The 19,949-nt window shown below is 41.5% G+C and carries 13 protein-coding genes; 10 read left to right on the forward strand and 3 right to left on the reverse strand.

What is annotated here, in order from left to right:
* The first annotated feature begins 32 nt into the window (after window positions 1-32).
* From MHH86_RS15640 to MHH86_RS15655, 4 genes are all read left to right on the forward strand, one after another.
* The gene (locus MHH86_RS15640) at window positions 33-2,207 is read left to right on the forward strand and encodes an alpha-amylase family protein (protein WP_076141235.1); all 2,175 of its coding nucleotides are present in this window, start codon (window positions 33-35) and stop codon (window positions 2,205-2,207) included.
* A 63-nt stretch (window positions 2,208-2,270) separates the two neighbouring features.
* Entirely contained in the window at window positions 2,271-4,436 is a 2,166-nt protein-coding gene (locus MHH86_RS15645) for a GH92 family glycosyl hydrolase (protein WP_076141236.1), read from the forward strand.
* A 417-nt stretch (window positions 4,437-4,853) separates the two neighbouring features.
* Window positions 4,854-5,951: a peptidyl-prolyl cis-trans isomerase gene (locus MHH86_RS15650; protein ID WP_036677240.1), complete on the forward strand. Its 1,098-nt coding sequence runs from the start codon at window positions 4,854-4,856 to the stop codon at window positions 5,949-5,951.
* 25 nt (window positions 5,952-5,976) lie between these two features.
* Entirely contained in the window at window positions 5,977-10,902 is a 4,926-nt protein-coding gene (locus tag MHH86_RS15655; RefSeq protein ID WP_076144071.1) for an S-layer homology domain-containing protein, read from the forward strand.
* Between the two features lie 855 nt (window positions 10,903-11,757).
* Here MHH86_RS15655 and MHH86_RS15660 read toward each other — a convergent pair.
* The 3 genes from MHH86_RS15660 to MHH86_RS15670 are packed head-to-tail and all read right to left on the reverse strand — an operon-like array spanning window position 11,758 to window position 13,585.
* On the reverse strand, window positions 11,758-12,003 hold the full coding sequence (locus MHH86_RS15660) for a hypothetical protein (RefSeq protein WP_036677231.1): 246 nt from the start codon (window positions 12,001-12,003) through the stop codon (window positions 11,758-11,760).
* Entirely contained in the window at window positions 12,000-13,148 is a 1,149-nt protein-coding gene (locus tag MHH86_RS15665) for a M56 family metallopeptidase (protein WP_076144070.1), read from the reverse strand. The genes MHH86_RS15660 and MHH86_RS15665 overlap by 4 nt, the downstream gene beginning before the upstream one ends.
* Complete coding sequence (locus tag MHH86_RS15670; RefSeq protein WP_036677226.1) at window positions 13,145-13,585, reverse strand: BlaI/MecI/CopY family transcriptional regulator; 441 nt, start codon at window positions 13,583-13,585, stop codon at window positions 13,145-13,147. Before MHH86_RS15670 ends, MHH86_RS15665 begins: the two co-directional genes overlap by 4 nt.
* A gap of 374 nt (window positions 13,586-13,959) precedes the next feature.
* On the opposite strand from MHH86_RS15670, the gene MHH86_RS15675 reads away from it, so the two are divergent.
* The 6 genes from MHH86_RS15675 to MHH86_RS15700 all read left to right on the forward strand — a co-directional run bounded on the left by MHH86_RS15675 (window position 13,960) and on the right by MHH86_RS15700 (window position 19,925).
* Window positions 13,960-14,715 carry a hypothetical protein gene (locus MHH86_RS15675; protein ID WP_143760444.1) on the forward strand — a complete coding sequence of 252 codons (756 nt, stop codon included), beginning with the start codon at window positions 13,960-13,962 and terminating at the stop codon, window positions 14,713-14,715.
* A 136-nt stretch (window positions 14,716-14,851) separates the two neighbouring features.
* On the forward strand, window positions 14,852-15,709 hold the full coding sequence (locus tag MHH86_RS15680) for a hypothetical protein (protein ID WP_076141239.1): 858 nt from the start codon (window positions 14,852-14,854) through the stop codon (window positions 15,707-15,709).
* Window positions 15,710-16,224: 515 nt separating this feature from the next.
* Window positions 16,225-16,566, forward strand: coding sequence for a helix-turn-helix domain-containing protein (locus MHH86_RS15685; RefSeq protein WP_036677218.1), 342 nt, complete (start codon window positions 16,225-16,227; stop codon window positions 16,564-16,566).
* Window positions 16,567-16,883: 317 nt separating this feature from the next.
* The gene (locus MHH86_RS15690; RefSeq protein WP_076141240.1) at window positions 16,884-17,447 is read left to right on the forward strand and encodes a TetR/AcrR family transcriptional regulator; all 564 of its coding nucleotides are present in this window, start codon (window positions 16,884-16,886) and stop codon (window positions 17,445-17,447) included.
* Between the two features lie 73 nt (window positions 17,448-17,520).
* Window positions 17,521-18,708: an MFS transporter gene (locus tag MHH86_RS15695; protein ID WP_249267689.1), complete on the forward strand. Its 1,188-nt coding sequence runs from the start codon at window positions 17,521-17,523 to the stop codon at window positions 18,706-18,708.
* A 5-nt stretch (window positions 18,709-18,713) separates the two neighbouring features.
* The gene (locus MHH86_RS15700; RefSeq protein ID WP_076316416.1) at window positions 18,714-19,925 is read left to right on the forward strand and encodes an FAD-dependent monooxygenase; all 1,212 of its coding nucleotides are present in this window, start codon (window positions 18,714-18,716) and stop codon (window positions 19,923-19,925) included.
* Window positions 19,926-19,949: the final 24 nt, after the last annotated feature.

A 19,949-nucleotide genomic window follows, 5' to 3' on the forward strand; every position in this document is an offset into this window, starting at 1 on the left:
CGAAATTGAACGTTGTAGGAGGAGTACACTAGATGCAAGATTCATTTATTCCATTTGGGTTTCAATATTACCGTTCCCCGACCCCCTTCCGTGATCAATGGGAACAAGACCTAAGCAATATTGCCGGACAGGGCTTCAATTGTGTGAAATATTGGGTACAATGGCGCGCGAGTGTGTCCAAAGAAGGGACCTATCATTTCGATGATATTCAGGAGCTAATGGATATTGCGCAGAGGAATGGTTTGAAGGTCATTTTGAATGTAATCTTCGACGTGGCGCCGGCCTGGTTCTATAAAAAATATCCTGATTCCAAAATGGTTACAGCGGACGGTTCCATTCTGGAACCAAGGGCGATTAACTGCCGCCAGATCGGCGGAGCGCCGGGGCCCTGTTATCATCATCCAGCTGCCGCCGAAGAAAAGGCAAAGTTTCTGGCGGAGACGGTGAAGACTTTTAAGGATCATCCGGCGCTCTGGGTCTGGGATTTATGGAATGAGCCTGAACTAACCACAGGAATCAAGCGCAAGTTGTCTTTTGACAACCAGGTGTGTTATTGCGAGCAATCGCTGTGGGTGTTCCAAGAATGGCTGAAAAATAAATATGTTACTTTGGAAGCTCTCAATGAATCATGGCAGCGGACTTACGGGAGCTGGGAGGAAGTAGAGGCACCGCGTGGACAAGGCGTATTTAATGATCTGGTGGACTGGCGCCTGTTCATGTCCGGTACTTTAACGGATGAGCTGCGGAGCCGGGTAGATATAGTGAAGTCACTGGATCTTTTGCATCCTGTTATGGCCCACACTGTGCCCGCCCCTATCTTTAATATGATTACAGCGGGTTCGGACGACTTCAAGCTGGCTGAGCCCTGTGACTTGACAGGCAATAGCCTTGGGTCCTCGGCCTGGTCTGCTGATCTACTGATCTCTGCCGCCAAAGGTAAACCCATTATCAATTCGGAGATTCATGCTTTGCCAGGCAATACTGCAATGAAGCCGCGTCAGCCGGACCTGCGGGAAATGAAACGGCATATTCTGACCCCGCTCGCTCGTGGCATCACGGGATATTTGTTCTGGCAGTACAGACCAGAGATATTGGGACAGGAGGCCCCTGCATGGGGCAGTGTATATTTGGACGGAAGTCCAACCCCATGGTACAAGGATATGGCTCATCTAAATAAGCTGGTGCAAAACAATAAGCAAGAGCTGATGCATGCAAAACGGCGCGGAGACGGGATTGCCATTCTGTTCAGTCCGCAGAACCAGGTTGCTAACTTTGCGGCACATGATCATCTGGACACCTACAACGATTCCTTACAAGGCGCCCATAAACTACTGCATGAGCTCAATTATAAAGTTGAATTTCTGCATGAGACGGATGTTAACGAGAAGACACTGGAGCAATACCACTGCTTGTGGATGCCTTATCCTCTATATTTGAACCGCAAACTGTGTGACATCCTACGCCAGTGGGTGGAAAAGGGCGGGATCTTGATTTCGGAATGCTCGTTCGGTGCACTTCAGGCAGAGAATGGCTGCCACAGCTATACGGTGCCCGGTTATGGATTTGACCAGGTGTTCGGGGTCCGTGAGACTTGGATTCATTCCGCTGAGAACCTGGATCACAGCTATCATCAGGTTGCGTTCGAATCACGGACAGCGATTCCGTTGCGGAATGTTATGGAGCACAGCAAGGCGGAGGAATCGGCAGCAGACGATACGGCGCACGGATCCTATTACAAATCGGATATCGAGCTGGAAAGCCATGTGAAGGTACTGGCTGAATTTGCCGAGGACCGCATGCCTGTGTTGACTACCGCCGCTTATGGCAACGGGCGTGCCGTATGGTTCGGTACCTTGCTTGCGGCTGCCTACTGGCAGGATGGACATCCCGGAACGCTTCAGCTGGTGCGGGATCTATTACAGAAGGAACTAAAGCTGCAGCCGTATGTACAAGCAAGCGGCGGTGTCCGCGCGGATCTCTCCGAGTGGGAAGGTGAGCAGGACCGAGGGGCATTTCTTTATGTTCATAATGAAGGGGATATGGCGGTTAAGGCTGACGTTACGCTGGGTATCATTTATACTTCAGTTGAACCGTGGTTTGATGACGGCAGCGCTGAAATTCAACCAATGAATCTATTGAAACCCACAACTACAAAACTGACTGTGCTTGTGGAAGCTGGAGATGTTCAAGTATTCCGATTATCTTAACCGGTGTCAATAAAGAACGGAGAATATAGAGTCGGTGAAAACTGGCCAAAGGAGTGTATCTATTTGGGTTGGTTAGATTATGTAAATCCATTACAGGGGACGGAGTCAGATTTCCGGTATTCACATGGCAATACACTGCCACTTACAGCGATGCCATTTGGTATGGCGGCTTGGTGCCCGCAAACCTATGAAGCAGGTGGAACCTGGTTCTTCCACCCGCGCCATCGCCACCTAGAGGGCATCCGGCTGACCCATCAGCCCAGCCCGTGGATCGGAGATTATGGGCATCTGACCCTGTTGCCGCAGACAGGTCCACTGCTCCTCAGTCCCGGTTCACGTTCTTCTTCCTTCAAAACGGAAGAGATGCAAGTGTCCCCTCACTATTTCGATGTGTTTCTTCAACGTTACCGCACCCGGCTGGAGCTGACTCCAACCGAACGTTGTGCAGCGATAAGAATAACTTTCGCTGAGAGGCAGCAGAACAGGCTTATTATAGCACCCCTGAAAGGTGAGTCACATATCACCTTCCAGCCGGATAAACGTAGAATTACCGGCTACACAAGAGGCCATACCGCCGGGGTTCCCGATAATTTCGCGATGTATTTCGTGTTCCAGTTCGACAGGGATTTTCACATGGAGGAGTCGGGAATCTTTAACGGAGATTATCAGCCACTGGAGACCCATGAAGGGACTGGCGAACGACTGGGCGCTTACGTAGGAATAGCTGCACCGGAATCTGGCATAGTGGGAGTGAAGTGCGGGACTTCCTTTATTAACGGAGAGCAGGCGCTGCTTAATCTGAACCGAGAGATTGGGGAAGACAGCTTCGGAGAGATCTTGAATAGAGCAGAGGCAAGCTGGGAAGAACGGTTGGGGCGCATTGTTGCTGAAAGCGCAGATGAAGAGAACCTCCGCACCTTTTACAGCTGCATGTACCGAATCTGCCTGTTCCCGAGAACGTGGCATGAATATAACGAGCAGAACGAGAAAATCCATTACAGCCCTTTTAATGGCAGCATCTGCCAGGGTCCAATGTATTCGGATATCGGGCTGTGGGATGTATACCGAACCAGCTTTCCTTTATACAGTATCTTATTCCCATCTTTATTGGGTGAGATAATGCAGGCGTGGACATTGGCATACAAGGAGAGCGGCTGGCTGCCAAAGTGGCTGTCACCAGGGGAGCGCAGTGCCATGCCCGGCACACTGATTGATGCCGCAGCTGTGGATGCCGTGGTTAAAGGCATCGGCGGATTTGATACAGAGGTACTGTATGAAGGTCTTCTGAAGCATGCAGATCGTCCATCAGTGGACGAGAAGCTGGGCAGAAGGGGCCTTGAATTGTACTTGCAGCATGGTTATCTGCCGCATGACCGTTTCCATGAAAGTGTAAGCAACACGTTGGATTATGTATACGGAGATTTCTGTATTGCGCAGATTGCCAAAACACTTGGCAAAATGGATGATTATGAGCGTTTTATGGCTCGGGCACAGAATTATAAGCTGCTGTTTGATCCAACAGTTGGGTTTATGAGAGGTCGCAATGAGGACGGTACTTGGCAGGAAGCATTTGATCCTCTGGAGTGGGGTAATCCGTTTTGTGAAGGCGGGGCTTGGCAGGGGAGCTGGGCTGTGCCCCACGACTTCCCGGGACTAGCCGGGCTGATGGGCGGTGAAGAGGCTTTTGTCCAGCGTCTGGATCAGTTGATGGCTGAGGAACCTGTATTTAAAGTGGGATCCTATGGTTTGGAAATACACGAAATGTCGGAAATGGCCTCCGCCGATCTGGGGCAGTTTGCCATCAGCAATCAGCCGAGCTTCCACATTCCTTATATATTTGCCAGACTCGGTGTGCTGTGCAAAACGCAGTATTGGGTCCGCAAAACCATGACCGAACTGTTCAGCAGCCAGATGGATGGTTTACCCGGCGACGAAGATAACGGCAGCATGGGTGCTTGGTTTATTTGGAGCGCCATCGGCCTGTACCCTTTAAGTCCTGGAATTCCTGAATATGTGCTCGGCAGCCCGCTTTTTGATAAGGTAACTATTCAGCTTGAAAATGGGCAGCAATGGATCATTGAAGCAGAGAACAACAGCCCCGCCAATGTGTACAGTAAATCCGTCCACTGGAACGGATCGCTATGGCAGCACCACTCTCTGTCACATGATGAGATTGCCAAAGGTGGAGTCTTGAATTTCTGTATGTTTTCGGGCACAGATCAGTCTTAAGAACAATGCAAGGCAGTCTGGAAAATTCCGGACTGCCTTTGTTTTTATTAGATGATTTTACAATCAAAAAAAATTGAGGAACACACTGAATCAGTGATGAATGCAAATCGACTTTTCTATAAATCACTCCGATCCCGTAATTGCATGGAAATCATGCTTGATATACAACAAGCTGCTGCTCACTCCCGACAAACGCGCTGAATTCCTGCACATTGTACAACATTCCACGTTCGAATACGTAACTTCTCTATTCTCCGACAGCATTTTTTTATAGGGCGAAAACTGGGCTTTACGGTCAAATCGTGAAATGGCAAACCATTTCGCAGCTTTCCCGCCTGTTATTTCAACGTAAACATGTCTAATATCGAAGAGAATGAAAGCGCTTAACATCGAGGATGAGAGAGGAGGAAATAACTTATGACTCTAAAACTTCATTCCAAAAGAAATCAGCTAATCGTTATTCTGACCGCTCTGTTAGCAGGAAGCCTGCTGCTGATTGGTGCGAAGAATATGCAAGCTCCACAAGCAGAAGAAATGCTTCTGACCCTTAACGGGCAGGAGGCCACAGCAGCGGAGTTCAACTGGCATCTTCAAATGAATCGGGCACTGATTGTTGATTATTTTAAACAAACTTACAACGCCGACTATTCAATAGACTTCTGGTCTGCCTACTATTCCGGCGAAAATCCAATGCAGAAATGGATCAATACAGCTCAAACTCAGCTTTTGACGAAGCGGATGGAGCTACAGCTTGCTCAAGAAGCAGGAGTCGTAACGGATATCAGTTTTGAAGGTTTTCTCAAGGAGATGGAGCGCGAGAATAATCGGCGGAGTCAGGCAGCAGCGAATAAGGAGGTGGTATATGGTCCTCTTCATCTGGAGACGCAGGCCTATTTCAGTTATTACATGAGCAACCTTGAGGATGCCACGATTGAGGCCATGCGCAGTAACGGAAGTATCGTGATTTCAGACGAACAGGTGAAATTGGAATATGAAGCAAATCTAATTGCGAAATATTCTCTGCCGGGAACGATTCGTCTGGAATGGGCAACGCTTCCCTTTGGCCCAGAAACAGAGTACAAAGATCAGCAAAAAGCCTTAGAAAGAATGGAAAAGCTCCATGCAATAGCAACAGCGACAGCAGCAACAGATTCTTCAGGCACAGGCTTCCAAGGCCAGGCAAAGGAGTTTGGCGTAAACGTTGGCGAGGTGAAAATAACAAGTGCTTCACGTCGAACAGCAGCTCTGGAAAATCCAAAGGTATTGCTTACCGCAGAGCAACTGGTGCCGGGAGAGTTTAGCGGTTTGATTACTGAAAATGGGGCTATCCACCTACTTTACTGCCTGTCGGCAGATGATGCAGCTATTCAGCCGTTCGATCATGTGAAGGATGCCATCGCACTGAATTTGGCGCAGCAGAAGTATAGATCCATTGTGGACGAAAAGCTGTCCGAAGCTGTCGTGGAATGGAATTACCCGATGGCTGAAGATCTCGCAAACCATACCATCCAATAAATGTTCAAGGGGGAATAATACAATAATGTTCAAAAAACTCGCAAAATCACTGCTTATAATGGTGCTGATCTTCACAGCGGTGCTTCCTGTAATGGGCGTTTCTGCCCATGCTGAAGAGACGAATGCCGATGATTTCTCAACCCTTCCGGCAGCGGAACACAGGTCCGAGAACTGGCTAATTGACAGTAGTAATCCTCAGTTTTTCGAAGGAGATGCAGCCCGGCTGGTCAGAACCTCCACGGAGACTGGCTATGCCATTTACCCTTTGACTGGAGTTCAGTCGTTTACGCTTCAAGCGTATTATTTCTCTGGTTCCACGGCTGTTATCAAGTTCTACGGATCGCCAGATGCAGATATCTGGACGGAGCTTCCAGCCATCAACGACAGTCCCACGGCAACCGGTTCTGGCTGGTACGGAACAGTATATACACCCTCGGGGGCGCTGCCGGATGGTGTCAATTATCTCAAAATTGAAGTCAGTGGTGACCTCGATACCTGGCTGATGCAGCTTGGGCACCTTACGCTCTCCAATGTGTCGCTTGCACCACAAACGATTGTTGATGAGCTTGACGACATTGCACAGCTTTATGCACACAGTACAAATTGGTCTTTAGATACAAGCAATCCCGCTTTTTTTGGTGGAGATCATTCTCGTGCGGTGAGAACAGCAGACTCAGCAGAATCACTCGTGTACCATTTGCATAATCTGCAACATTTCACAACCCGCATGCATTCCTTTGCCGGGTCTAGCGGGACTATCAAGTTCTATGGTTCGGCGGATGCATCCACTTGGACAGAACTTTCTGCTGTTCATGAACCTCCACAGGCCACTGGTGATGCGGCTTGGACTGGGATGAATTATAGTCCGGCACAAGGGATTCCTTCCGGCATTCATTATTTAAAAATCGAGCTTAGCGGTGATTCCGCACCCTGGCTGATGCAACTAGGATCGGTCACCTTATCCAACCGCTTGCCTGGAGATGGAGGGAGCAGCGGTGGAGACGGAGAATATTATGTGGATTCATTTGCAGGCAGCGACAACAACGATGGAAAAACACCGGAGACTGCCTGGAAGACCTTCTCTGTAGTGAATCAGACTACCTTTGAAGCTGGGGATCGTATTTTGTTAAAGAAGGGTGGAATCTGGAACGAACAATTATATCCTAAGGGCAGCGGCACAGATGAAGAACCGATTACAATATCTGCCTATGGGAATGGAAGCAAACCGATTATCAACGGTGGAGGCATGGCCGGAGCAGCTGTATACCTACGTAACGCCTCGAACTGGGTGATTCGGGATCTTGAGGTCACTAATTATGCTTCCGAGAGGGGAACTGTTTACCGGGAAGGTATTATGGTGGAGAATGCTAATGGAGGAACATTAAGTAATATCCGCATTCAGGATAACTATGTCCATGATGTATCAAGCAGTTTCCGTTATCCGACGGTTTCCGGAGCCGAAGGTGGCCCGCATGCGTTTGGAGGTATCTCCGTATATGTGGGCGGAACGACGGGCACGGACAAGTTCGATGGGGTATGGATCGAGGGCAATACAGTGGAACGGATAGGCCGGACCGGTATTGTGGTATGGGATCAGCGTTTTAACGGAGCAGACTATGCTACGGTCAATGTTACGATCCGTGGAAATTATGTCAAACAAGCCGACAGCGACGGTATTCTCACCTTCGGTGCGGATGGAGCGGTGATTGAGCATAACATAGCGGAGGAAGGCGGAAATTATTCCGAAGAAGGCGAGTTTAACGGCTCTGCCGCAATTTGGCCGACTCGCGGCAAGAATAATATCGTCCAGTTCAATGAGTCTTTTAACACGAACAAACCAGAGGGAGATGGTCAGGGCTTCAATCTGGATATCGATACGATGGACAGTGTGGTTCAATATAATTACAGCCATGGCAACAAAGGCGGATTCATGCTTTTTGTCGATGCCCGTTTGACTCCGGGAGTGCTGACAGGCTCCTCTAACAATGTAGTCAGATACAACATCAGCCAGAATGATCTAACGCATACGTTTAATTTTGCAGGCGGGGTTACGCCAGATACACAAATCTATAACAATACTATCTATATCGGAGCTGGGCAAAACACCAAAATTATCGATCATGAATGGGATGACGCAGGAAATATTAACGCTCCATATTCTTTTAGAAACAATCTGGTCTACAACCTTGGTCAAGGAGGTTATAATCTGCCAGGGGTGAACGGTAGCTTCGATCATAATCTATTATATGGCAACCATCCAGTAAGCGAGCCGGAAAATACCAATCCTATCACAGCAAATCCACTCTTAGTTGCTCAGGGCACCGGCGGAATTGGCTGGAATACAGTGGACGGTTACAAGCTGAGGGAGGGGTCTCCTGCTCTTGGGGCCGGTACCATCATTGCAGACAACGGGGGACGGGACTACTGGGGCAATCCCGTTTCAGCAGCAACTCCACCGAATATTGGAGCTTATAATGGACCCGGACTTGATCCTGCTACGCTTCCAGAAGCCCCTGTAGATGATCTGCGACTATATTTTCAAGGTTTAAAAATTGCTCCTCATATTACAGATGGTAATAACGGCGGCATGTCGCTGCAACTTCAATTTACGAACAGTTCCAGTGTGGATCCTCTGAGAATTAAAAAGATTTCCTGGACCCTAGGGGAAGAGACTGGTCAGATCAGCGGTAGTGAATCGCAATTGTCTGAAATTGCCCCAAATAGTGGATTTACTTATTCAATTCCACTGCCGGGATTCTCTGAAGGGGTTAAATATCCTCTTGAGTTGACAGTTGACCTTGAAGGTTATGAGACAGTTCACCTCAAGCAAAACATAGATATTAACCGGATGCAGCATCAGTCCGATACACGAAGTCCCGCTCTGATTGATCTTGCGGACGGAACCCCTTTGCTCAACGGATATAAGGGTGCGGATGATCTTAGTGGAACAGCGCAGCTACGCTGGGATGAAGAACACATTTATTTGACCGCCGATATCCGCGATGATGTATTCAGCCATAATGCTGCCGGGATTAATATTTGGCAAAATGACAGTATTCAGTTCAGTCTTGCTCCCGGTGTCCCGGGCGATAGTCAATCCTGGTATGAATACGGAATCTCGCAAACACCAGAGGGGCCGCAAATATATCGCTGGCTGTCCATGAAAGGTGCAGCTACCGGAGTGTTGACTAAGGGAACTTTAAGTGTGGCCAGAGATGAGGCGACCAAGGTTACATCATATGCTCTGGCACTACCTTGGAGCGAAATAAGCCCGATCCGTCCAGCGGCGAGCGATATCTTAAGCTTCTCCATGCTGGTTAACGATAATGATGGCGCGGGTCGAAAAGGATATATTGAATGGGGATCAGGCATTGGCGCTGCGAAGGACGCCTCACTTTTCCGCACCTTCCAGTTTATGAACGTAGAAGGTGAAGAAGAGACACCGCTGAGTGATAATGCCGATTTGAGCGTTTTGAGAATGGACGGTACAGACATCCCTGAGTTTGACCGTAAGAAACTGAACTATAAAATAAATGTGCCCTTTTCCAAGACAGCGGTGGCTGTAACTGGGACACCTTCAGATGCAGAAGCCAAATTGACGGTAACAGGTGGAAGTGAGCTTAAGGTAGGAGATAACAGAATCGATGTTAAAGTTACCGCTGCGAACGGCATAACAACTAAGACCTACACTTTGAATGTAGTGCGGAGTGAAGAAGGTGGGGGAACAGATACGACCGGCAATTCGTCCGGCAGCAATAATAGTGGCAACACAAATGAAAGTAGTGGAGGAAAAATAGTTAATCCAGTGAATATAATTTCAGCGGGCCGTATTCGCATTCAGGGTTCACCCGGTGCTGAAGGAATGAAAATTGCACAGCTTCCCACAGGAGAACTCCAAAAAGCGATGAAGGGAGTGCAAGATGGAGCTTTAGTACTTGAGCTTGCTGAAGAGGATGCGACTGCCAGCGGTGTGGCTTTTCAAGTGCCCATTCCCGAACTAAAAGATAATGTTACTTCCCTAACTGTAAAAGCAGGTGCTGCCACAATAACACTTCCAATTAACACTTTAGGTGAGAATATTCCAGAGGGTGCCCGGCAGTTGGAGCTATCTATCCATTTTGTTGATGCGTCAACCCTTCCAGTTGCCTTAAAAGAGAAATGGAAAACGCATGCTTTGTTCCGGATCTCAATGACGGTAGACGGCAAGTCCAAAGAAACATTAAGCCCTTCTGCGGCAATGAAGGTATCATTTGGATATAAATTAACCCCTGACGAGGTCGCACATCAAGCCATCGTCTACTCTGTTACCGGAGAGGGAGTGGCCAAAGTGGTCAAAAACTCCAAATACGTATCAGGTACTGGAAAAATTACGTTTACATCAAGTGATTTTGGACTCTATGCTGCAGCTAATGCAAATATCCACTTCTCTGATGTTGATTCAGGCTCCACAGTCATCTTGGAAGCTTTGGCTTCCCGTGATCTTATTCATGGCACAGGCGGGGGCAAATTCGAGCCTGCCCGGCAAATTACAAGAGCGGAATTTGTTCAGCTGTTAGTATCAGCGCTAGAACTTCAAGCCGAGAGTAGCAGTACTTTCAAAGATGTGAGTTCAAATGCTTGGTATTACCAAGCTGTCTCAACAGCTCAGGCGCTAAAGCTTGTTAACGGACGTAGCGAAGGCGTATTTGCCGCAAAAGAACCTATCTCCCGCCAAGAAATGGCTGTTATTCTGTTTCGCGCTCTGAGCTTAACTGCTCTCCAGTCGGATATCTCCGGCAAGGCAGCAACTTTTGCCGATGAGAATCAAATCGGTTCTTACGCGATGGATGCGGTTGAGTACATGCGGGAGACAGGAATTGTCAACGGTTATACCGACGGTACCTTCAGACCACTGAGCCTGACCACACGTGCAGAAGCCGCTGCTTTAATTTACAGAGTAATGGAATTGTAAGCACCAGAGAAGAGCTGGAGCCAAGTTCACTTGGCTCCAGCTCTTTTTGCTTACAAAGTGTTTATTAATAGGTGGCGAAAGATCTAATAATTAAAAATGTTGTTTCCTTTCACATGTATCCATTAACAGCTACAATTATTAATAAATATCTTTTGAAGTAAGGAGTGGTAAACATGGAAGAATAGCATTTATCACACTAATCACAGGACGCTATTCAGCCACTTATTTCTGTTATTAAGGATCGTTGGGTTGGACGAACCAGCCCTTTGGTCGAGTCTTTGGATGGAGGCAGTGTTACTAGTGAATTTATTGTGATGCTGAGGTTGCTTCTTACTTGGATGCTACAGTCATAGAGTACGATAACTTCTTCGAAGCGAATATCACTAATGATGAATGTGACTCCTATACAACGGAGCAAAAATATAATCTGGTAATAAATGGAAGATTGTGAACTGAGACACTATAATATAATTAATGATTAGTGGTAAAACACAGAATAAAACCATTTTCGTTTTTCGTCTGTGAATGGTATTAAAGCGTATCTATTACAAAATTCCCTTCAAAGGTAATTATTCTGAAGGGAATTGTAGCTCGCTAACTGAACTATCCGATGTTGTTGACCTTACAATTCTAGTGGATAAATTACCCGAGCCGCGCAGCTAGTGTAGCCACACTTTTCTGTGAAATTGCTAGGTATTGTTTATCCATGATCTTAATTTATATTGAAAAAGCGAGACCGTACTCTCTATATTGAAGTACGGTCTCGCTTTAATTTTTGACTTTGGTAGCTCGTGCATCTTAAGGTTTTTTTAGCTCATTTATCATTTTTCAGAAAATTATATTCGTGCAGATAATCTAATTCCGCTTAATTTCTTTTTTACTAATGATCTTCCCCGTAGTTCTATTAAATACGATTTCATACCATTTACCGTCAATAAGTACTATCTTATTTTCCAGTACGTCTGCAAATATTTTAAAGTCACTTTGTTCGAGTGGTGTTGTATATGAACTAGCTTCTATATGTACACTCAAAAAATTACTAAAAAAAGCAATGATTATAATACTTCCAATGATCCTCTTGAAAATCTTCTGGTTCTTCATTTAATATCGTCCTCTTTCATTTTTATGATAGGTAACTTATCGTAAAACGGATTAATCTCTTGTATGGTAATGAAGTAACCTAATTTATTGAGATAAATATCAAAAGTACCATCCTTGTTTTTTATTATGTAAGCTGTATCAGGCGTTATATCAATAGCTGTGCTAGCGTAATTATCTGGAAAAGAATATCGTGGTTGTACAACAAAAAATAATGTAGACACAAAGCATGATAAGGCTAATATACTCGTGGTTGAAAACCTTAACCATGATTCTTTAGGTTTATTGTTTGATAACAGTAGCTCAAAGCGGTTCATGAAAGTAGATCTGTTTTTATCAATAAGGTCCATAGTAAAGGGCATATATTTAGATTTTATAGAGTTTTTATAGGTATTCACAAGAAATTCGAGGTAATTAAGCCGTTTATATTCCTCCCAATTTTTTGTTATGGTAAGATCATTTTTTATTTCCAAAATTCTATCCACTTGGTTACGCAATTGATATACAAAAGGATTCCACCAATAAAAAGCACATAACAGTTCAATGATAGTTTTAATCCAATTATCTTTATTAAAATAGTGATGCAATTCATGCCGAATAATAAAATATTCCTCTTGATCAGTAAAATTATGTACTGGAAAAACAATTGTGGGTCTAAAAAAACCATACATCATGGGAACTGAAGTCAATGAGGTTTCAATTAACTTTAAATTTTTAGGTATTTTAATTTCCTTCTGGAGGACACTTAAAAGTTCAGAGTTTATATTTTTCTTGATAGAACACGTCATTATTAATTTACACAAATTAGAGTACCTTTGAAAAATCCGACTAATACTTATGAGTGTTCCCGATAACCAAATAACACCCAAAAAAAGATATAAGTTAATCTTTATTTGATCGCTGAATGAATAAATAGAAAAATTAAAAAAATCATTTATTATGGGTAGGAATTTTGGTAATTCGATAGTATGAGCAAAAGGTATTTCTATTGGAACAAGTAATCTGATTGTAATAAGTAACAGCAATAGGGATAAAACCGGAACACCAACTTTACTAATAGTAGATGATTTTTTAGTTATAAGGCAATATAAGCAAATAAACAAACTACTTACTAATAGAGTAGTTTGTATACTCCAAATGGTTATCATCTATCGACCTCCCCATTTTTTTGCGTCAGTTTCGTTTGTTCAAGCTCTGTTTTTTTCGCTTTTATTAACTTTTCTAATCTATCAATCGTGTGTATATCAATATTTTCATCCTCGAACTTAAATAATGTTGAGATTAATTCTGTAATACCAGTTTGAGCATCATCCGTTGAGTAATATTGAGCAAATTGCATAACTGCATAATCATTTGTAGTGATAATAGGTCTGTACTTTCTTGCAGTTGTTTTAAAAACCTTTGTATAAGCTGCAACTTCAATTGCATTTTTAGTAAGTAACGATTGTAAGGCGTTTTGTATGCTGTATATACTAAATTTCTCCTCGATTTTCTCAAAAATATTTGTCGCGGTAAGAGGGTGGGGTTCCTTCCATAAAATATGCATGATTTCTAATTCCCGATTAGTCAATTTTGTATAGGACATAAAGGTTCCCCCAGTATAATATAGTATCTTAAAATTATAGATCGATTTTCACGTTATATCAACCGTTGATTTTTACTTTATATTAATAATTAAGAGAATAATGGTATCTATTAAATTATCGTTGACAAAATAATGATTTAAATGGTAATTTATCCATACACATTAAATGTTAAGCGTTAATGTTAAAAGTACATACATGTCTTTATTTTTATTCATATGAAGGTGGGTGGTCATATTGATTTATTAATAAGTACAATTGTTGTTACTTTTTTCTTGTGAAATTTTTTGAAACTAAATTGTTGATGATGTAAATAACTATTATTTGGATAACACATTTTAACGAAAAATTCCATAAATTCGAAAGGGTGACTTTGATGCGATATGAAAAAAACTGTACTAAGATAGGTGGTTTAAAAAAAAGGGGTGGAGCTGTAAGAACACAAAAAACTAGGAAAGTTTTTACAATGCTGCTTGCATGCTCTTTTTGTTTTGGTCTAAGCACAACCGCTTTTGCAGCATCAGAATATCAGGATACAATTACTGTAAATGAAGCCGGCGCAACTGAAACTTATATCGGTGACTATGCATCCGAGAGTATCTTTAAATCCGAACAGGATACAATTACTTTAAATGAACCAGGTGCAATTGAAACATATATCGGTGACTATTCAACCAAGCGCAGCTTTACACCAGAACTGGAAACAATTACGCCGAATGAACCCGATGCAACAAATTATTTGGCAAGAGCGACATACACACTTTCTAATGTAAGTAAGCCTATAAGTTATAATTTATTTAAGCCAGTCTCAGATTACGTTGCTTATCCTGGTACTGTTTCAGTTTCGAAAGGAGTAACCACAACTGTCACTGCTTCAGTTACGGGTGGTGGTGGAGTGGACGTAGCGTTTTTAAAAACCAATATTTCAGGAACGATCGGTTCAAGTGCTGCATTCACAACGACACAGACTATTTCGTACCCAACTACTAAAGGATACAAAGGTAGGATTATTTTAAGATATTACCAAGAACAGTATACTTATGATGTTACTAAGTTAGGTGTTAAATATGCAGGCAGCGCTTTTACTGAAGCACATGACCAATATTACGCATTACAGCAGGTTGCTCTATAGATTTGATATTAAAGATGAGTTATAACAGCAGAAATAGGTTTGAGAGTTTAAGAGTTTAGTTAATGTAAAAAAGGAGTGGATACATACTATTCACTCCTTTTTTATATCTGTATAACTGGAAGGGAATTGACACTATTTGAAAAAAATAATGTTTTTGATTGAAGTAGCTCTTCTATTAATAGTATTTGGGTGTGAATCTAATAGCATTAGTAATATACTAAATAAGCTAGAATTCAACCAAGCAGTTGGGATATATACGATCAATATAAAACATTCAGAAAATAATGGTTCGTCATTGCTGCTATTTGGATCAACATCAAATTTAAAAAAAGATACTTTTGAAAAATTAAATAAATCGGATATAACAATAACTTTATCCAATGAAAAAAAGGATGAAATTGAATTTAGCCCAGACGATATAGAATGGGAATTGACTGACCAGAATTTTTTAGTAGAAGGATTTTCTATAAGGTTAAATTCTGATAGGATATTAGGTTTAGAAAAATTGGGTTTTGATAAAATCAAAATAAAACTAGGAAGTAAAACCTTTAAAAAAAATATTAGTCCAGTATATTTACAATTTTATTCTGGTGAGGAAAATGGAATTTCCGTAATGGAATCTCCGATATCCCCTAAAAATGTAACAGCACTAAATAAAGAGTATTCATACTCGTATAAGATATTAGATTCAAATCATATTATTACTAGTGATATAAAAGCAGAATTAATTTATCCGAAAGAAGTAAAGAGTTTTATTGAAATTGTTACTGTAGAAGTTAATCCAGATATATATGCAGAGGAAGAAATTAAGGAAGAATTCAGAAATAAAGTTGATAAAAAAATTTTAAAAGAACTGAAAGTTTATGAAATTAAATGTAATTATATTATTAAGAAAAAGGAGAATATAGTTTTTCAACCAGAAATAAAACTTCTTTATAATAATAAAGAACAAAGTTTAGCACCATTTACACCAATAAGTTTTTTTAATTTTTAGAAAAATATATTATTAATATAAAAATAGGAGATAAGTAATTATTTCATGAAGATGATTTGTAATAGTTGCTTATACTAAAAGTATTAAATGCTAATATAGAATCTAAAAGAAAAGAAACAATGAATAGTAATATGCACATTTTTCGTTTAATCCAGAGTGTTTTACGATGGAAGTATGATAAGCGGCACTTCTCTCCAGATGCAACTTTGTAACGATCGCGTTCCCTTTGCTTGACTTTTATCACAATCTTCATGGGTCTAATGATTTGCTGAACGTTTTAGTTATTTCACTTTAAAATGAGAGCAGCTGAAAATATGTGGTGTGTCGAATAAAATTGAGGAGTAATATGTAACTAAGTACAACACTCATCTTTTCCTGATGTATTACAATAAGAATTAGAAATGGTGCTTTATTGAAAAAACGAACAAGTTTCTATTAAAGGTAGCAAACTAAATAAAATTAAGAAGTTTATTAGCTGCAAAAATTACAAGAACTAAATAAGCGGGGGAATATCTATGAAAAATCTTAGTAACGTTATTAGTTCAATAATTTTAGGAATTGCAATCATTACTGGTTGTTTTATTATCAAAGGCAGTCAGTCATCTATAAGTCCAACAATTAACAATGAATATTCAAATAAACCATTAATGACACTTAAAGAAACTGCTAAATATTTAAACATCACTGAATCTCAAGTGCGCAAGATTATTACTACAGAAGAAACAATGTTGAAAACACAAGGTGCATATACCGGTGTGTTGTTTCCCATTATTAAAATCGGAGATGAAATTTTTGTTAGTACATCCGTTTTAAATGATTGGATAAAAGAATCTATCCAACAAAGGAAAGAATTTTAAAGGATATTGCACCGATAACAGATGTAGCTCAAGTTTTAGCCATCATCAGTGGAATGATGTATCTGGACTAGTCATCAAATCCTAAATTGCAAATATCCACAAAAACTAACGCTTCGGACCATTCCGAAGCGTTAGTTTTTGTATGCACAAGTTATGTTTAGTCATCTAACGCATGCCTAAATCCAGAAAATAATAATTCTCAAATTAGCTATTTTAAATTTGATGAAAATGATATAAGATAATGTAACAGTGGAACGATACGTATCGTTCTATAATTACATACTTTTAATAAATAACATCTAGGAGGTGAAATGAATATGAAAGGGAAAAACAAAGAACCTCGAAGTAAAAAGGAGATTCTTACTGCAACCATTGAAATGTTAGAATCCAACAGTTATTCATCATTAACGATTGAGGCGATTGCAGCACAAGCTGGAGTAGGTAAAACAACCATCTATAGATGGTGGGAAAATAAAGCACGTCTTGTATTGGACGCTTTTCTAATGACCGTAGAATCAGAGTTTGAATTTGATAGCAATAAATCCATTGAGGTTAACTTTAAACAACAGCTTGAAGCTTTAGCTCGTATCCTCAATAGCAAAATCGGGAAATCCACTTTAACTATAGTTACAGAGAGCGAAGAAATCGCGAAAGATTTTTACGTATTGTTTTTAATGACTAAAAGAAATGAAGCCAAACAATTACTCCAAGCAGACATAGATAAGGGAGAATTGAAGTCAACAATTAACCTGGATATAACTTTAGATCTGCTTTATGGTCCCATTTACTTTCAAATTCTCATCTATAAAAAAATTCCGGATGCGGATTACATAAACGATTTGTTGATCCATGTCTTGGAAGGCATCACTGTTGCAAATTAATAGTAAACCGGGGGATATTCACTTTATGAATCAGACGATAGACGTTCAGAATTACAATAAGAACTATTCATTAATGACGATTATTTTATTTTGGTGTGGTTTAGTTATTCTAACTAGCATGTATATTACAATTCCATTATCCGAAGTGTTTTCGCATGCCTTCCAGATTAGCCCGAGTGAGGCGGCTTGGATTGGGAGTTCATTTTCTCTTTGTTATGCGCTGGGCTGTCTTTTGTATGGACCTTTCTCAGACAGGTATGGACGTAAAGTATTTTTAGTAGCCAGCATTATTGGGTTAACCGTAGTTACGCTTGCGCTAGGATTTGTGGATAGTTTTTACGGGCTTATTATGCTCAGAGGAGTGCAAGGCCTAGTGGCTGCTGCATTTGCACCTATTGCGCTAGTGTATGCAGGGGAAATGTTTCCGCCTCATAAAAGATTAACAGCCGTTGGATTTATAAGCTCAGGACTGTTAATGGCAGGCATAGTAGGCCAGGTTTTTAGTGGGATTGTTAACGAAGCTCTTGGCTGGCGTGCTATTTTCTTTATTTTGGGGATTGTGTATGGTATTACTTCAGTGATTGTAATAAGGTTCCTTCCTAAAGATGAAATGCTAAGACCGAAAGAAAATGTTCTGCGGAAGTTTAAACAAATGACAATTCTGCTAAAACAATCACAATTGCTTTTGGCTTTTGCGATAACCTTTATGCTTCTATTAACTTTAGTTGGCATGTACACTGTTTTGGGAAGTTATTTAAGCTCAGCTAAGTTTGGACTTTCCTCACAGGATATCCTTTATATTCGTGCATTTGGAATCGCGGGGATGCTTTTAGCACCCTTTTCCGGAAGAATTGCTCAAAAACTTGGAATGGCCGCTGTTCTAAGGGGAGGCTTAGCTTTAGCTGCAATTGGGTTGCTTGCTCTAGGTTTTAGCACGAACCTGCCACTTCTTGTCCTAATGAGCGTTGTATTTGTGGCTGGTATCGCGCTGGTAACTCCCGTTATCATCTCAATTGTCAGTCAATTAGGGGGAAATGCAAGAGGGTCTGCTATTTCATTCAATGCATTTATTCTATTCCTAGGCGCTAGCACAGGCCCGATATTAGCTTTGAAATTATTAAAAACAGAAAATTATTCGTTATCCTTTACTATATTAGGTTCTATTCTTTTATTAGGTTTTTTAATCTCTCTTTTTCTTAGATTATCGGCTAGGGAACCCGCAGTAAAAAATGAACGGGCTGCTTCTTTACCCACAGAGTGATAGGAATGATTAAAGAAACGGAGATTTGCATTGTTGGTGGTGGACCTTCTGGCCTCTTTCTAGGGCTGCTGTTAGCCAAAAACGGAATTAGAGTTACCGTACTGGAAAGTCAAACAAGCTTTAATCGCAAGTTTAGAGGAGAAGTTCTCCAGCCTCGATTTGTAAGGCTCATGAAAGAGCTGAACCTGGAACAGTGTCTTGAAAAGTATGAGCATATAAAATTATTTAATTCCGAAATATGGAATAATAAGAAATATATCACTCAAATTGATTATGAAAAAGAAATGCCGGAGGCACCTTACGCAATTAAAATAAAACAATCCGTCCTGTTAACTTTTCTTTACGATCTAGCAAAGGATTATACTAATTTTGAGCTCATTTTTAACGCTAAGGTCACTTCAACTATTAAAAGTACAAATCGAACAGTCGGGGTAAACGCCTTAGTAGATGGACAAATGACTGAGATCCATGCTTCTTTAGTAGTCGGAGCGGATGGACGGATGTCCACGGTTAGGAAGACAAGCGATTTTTCTTTTAAGTATAAAAAAGAAGATTTTGATTTAATCTGGTGCAAAATATCGACTAATGAGTTCAAGCTAAATCAAAAACTCCTTTTCAGATTGTCTGATTTTAGTAACTTCATAGGGCTTCCTTATTCCTCTGATTGTGTGCAAATAGGTTTTACAATGAAGAAAGACCAATGGAATACCATAAAAAGAAAAGGCATCGAACCATTAAAGCTTGAATTCATAAAGGCCTTTCCTGAGCTTGAAGAAGACATTGAAAAAATCAGTGATTTCAAATCGTTCGTTTCTATCCAATCAGAGACTTTTATGGTGGACAATTGGCATGATAAGGGTTGTATTCTAATCGGTGATGCTGCACATTGTTCTTCTCCACTCGGAGCTATCGGATTGTCCTTGGCTTTTGAAACAGCGCTGGTCACAGCTGAACTTATTGTTACATCAAAATTAGAGCCAAATCATGAATACAAGCGTTTAGATCGTTTGCAGCCCATTCGTAATCGGGAAATTCGTTTAGTGCATTTTGCTCAACAGTTGATAATCAGCATGATCGTTAAATCCCCTAAAGGGATTAAAAACTTCTCGCTAGCGTGCATGAAACTGATGGGAAATAGCAGGATCGCTAGATATTTAATGCGGAGATTCTTTTTGGGGAGTCCTAAAATAACGATTGATAATGCCTTTAAATTTTAACGAAGCCTCATTCCTAAGTAGAGT

The organism is Paenibacillus sp. FSL F4-0097, from assembly GCF_038593125.1.
In the GTDB taxonomy this organism is placed as follows: Bacteria; Bacillota; Bacilli; order Paenibacillales; family Paenibacillaceae; genus Paenibacillus_AQ; species Paenibacillus_AQ odorifer.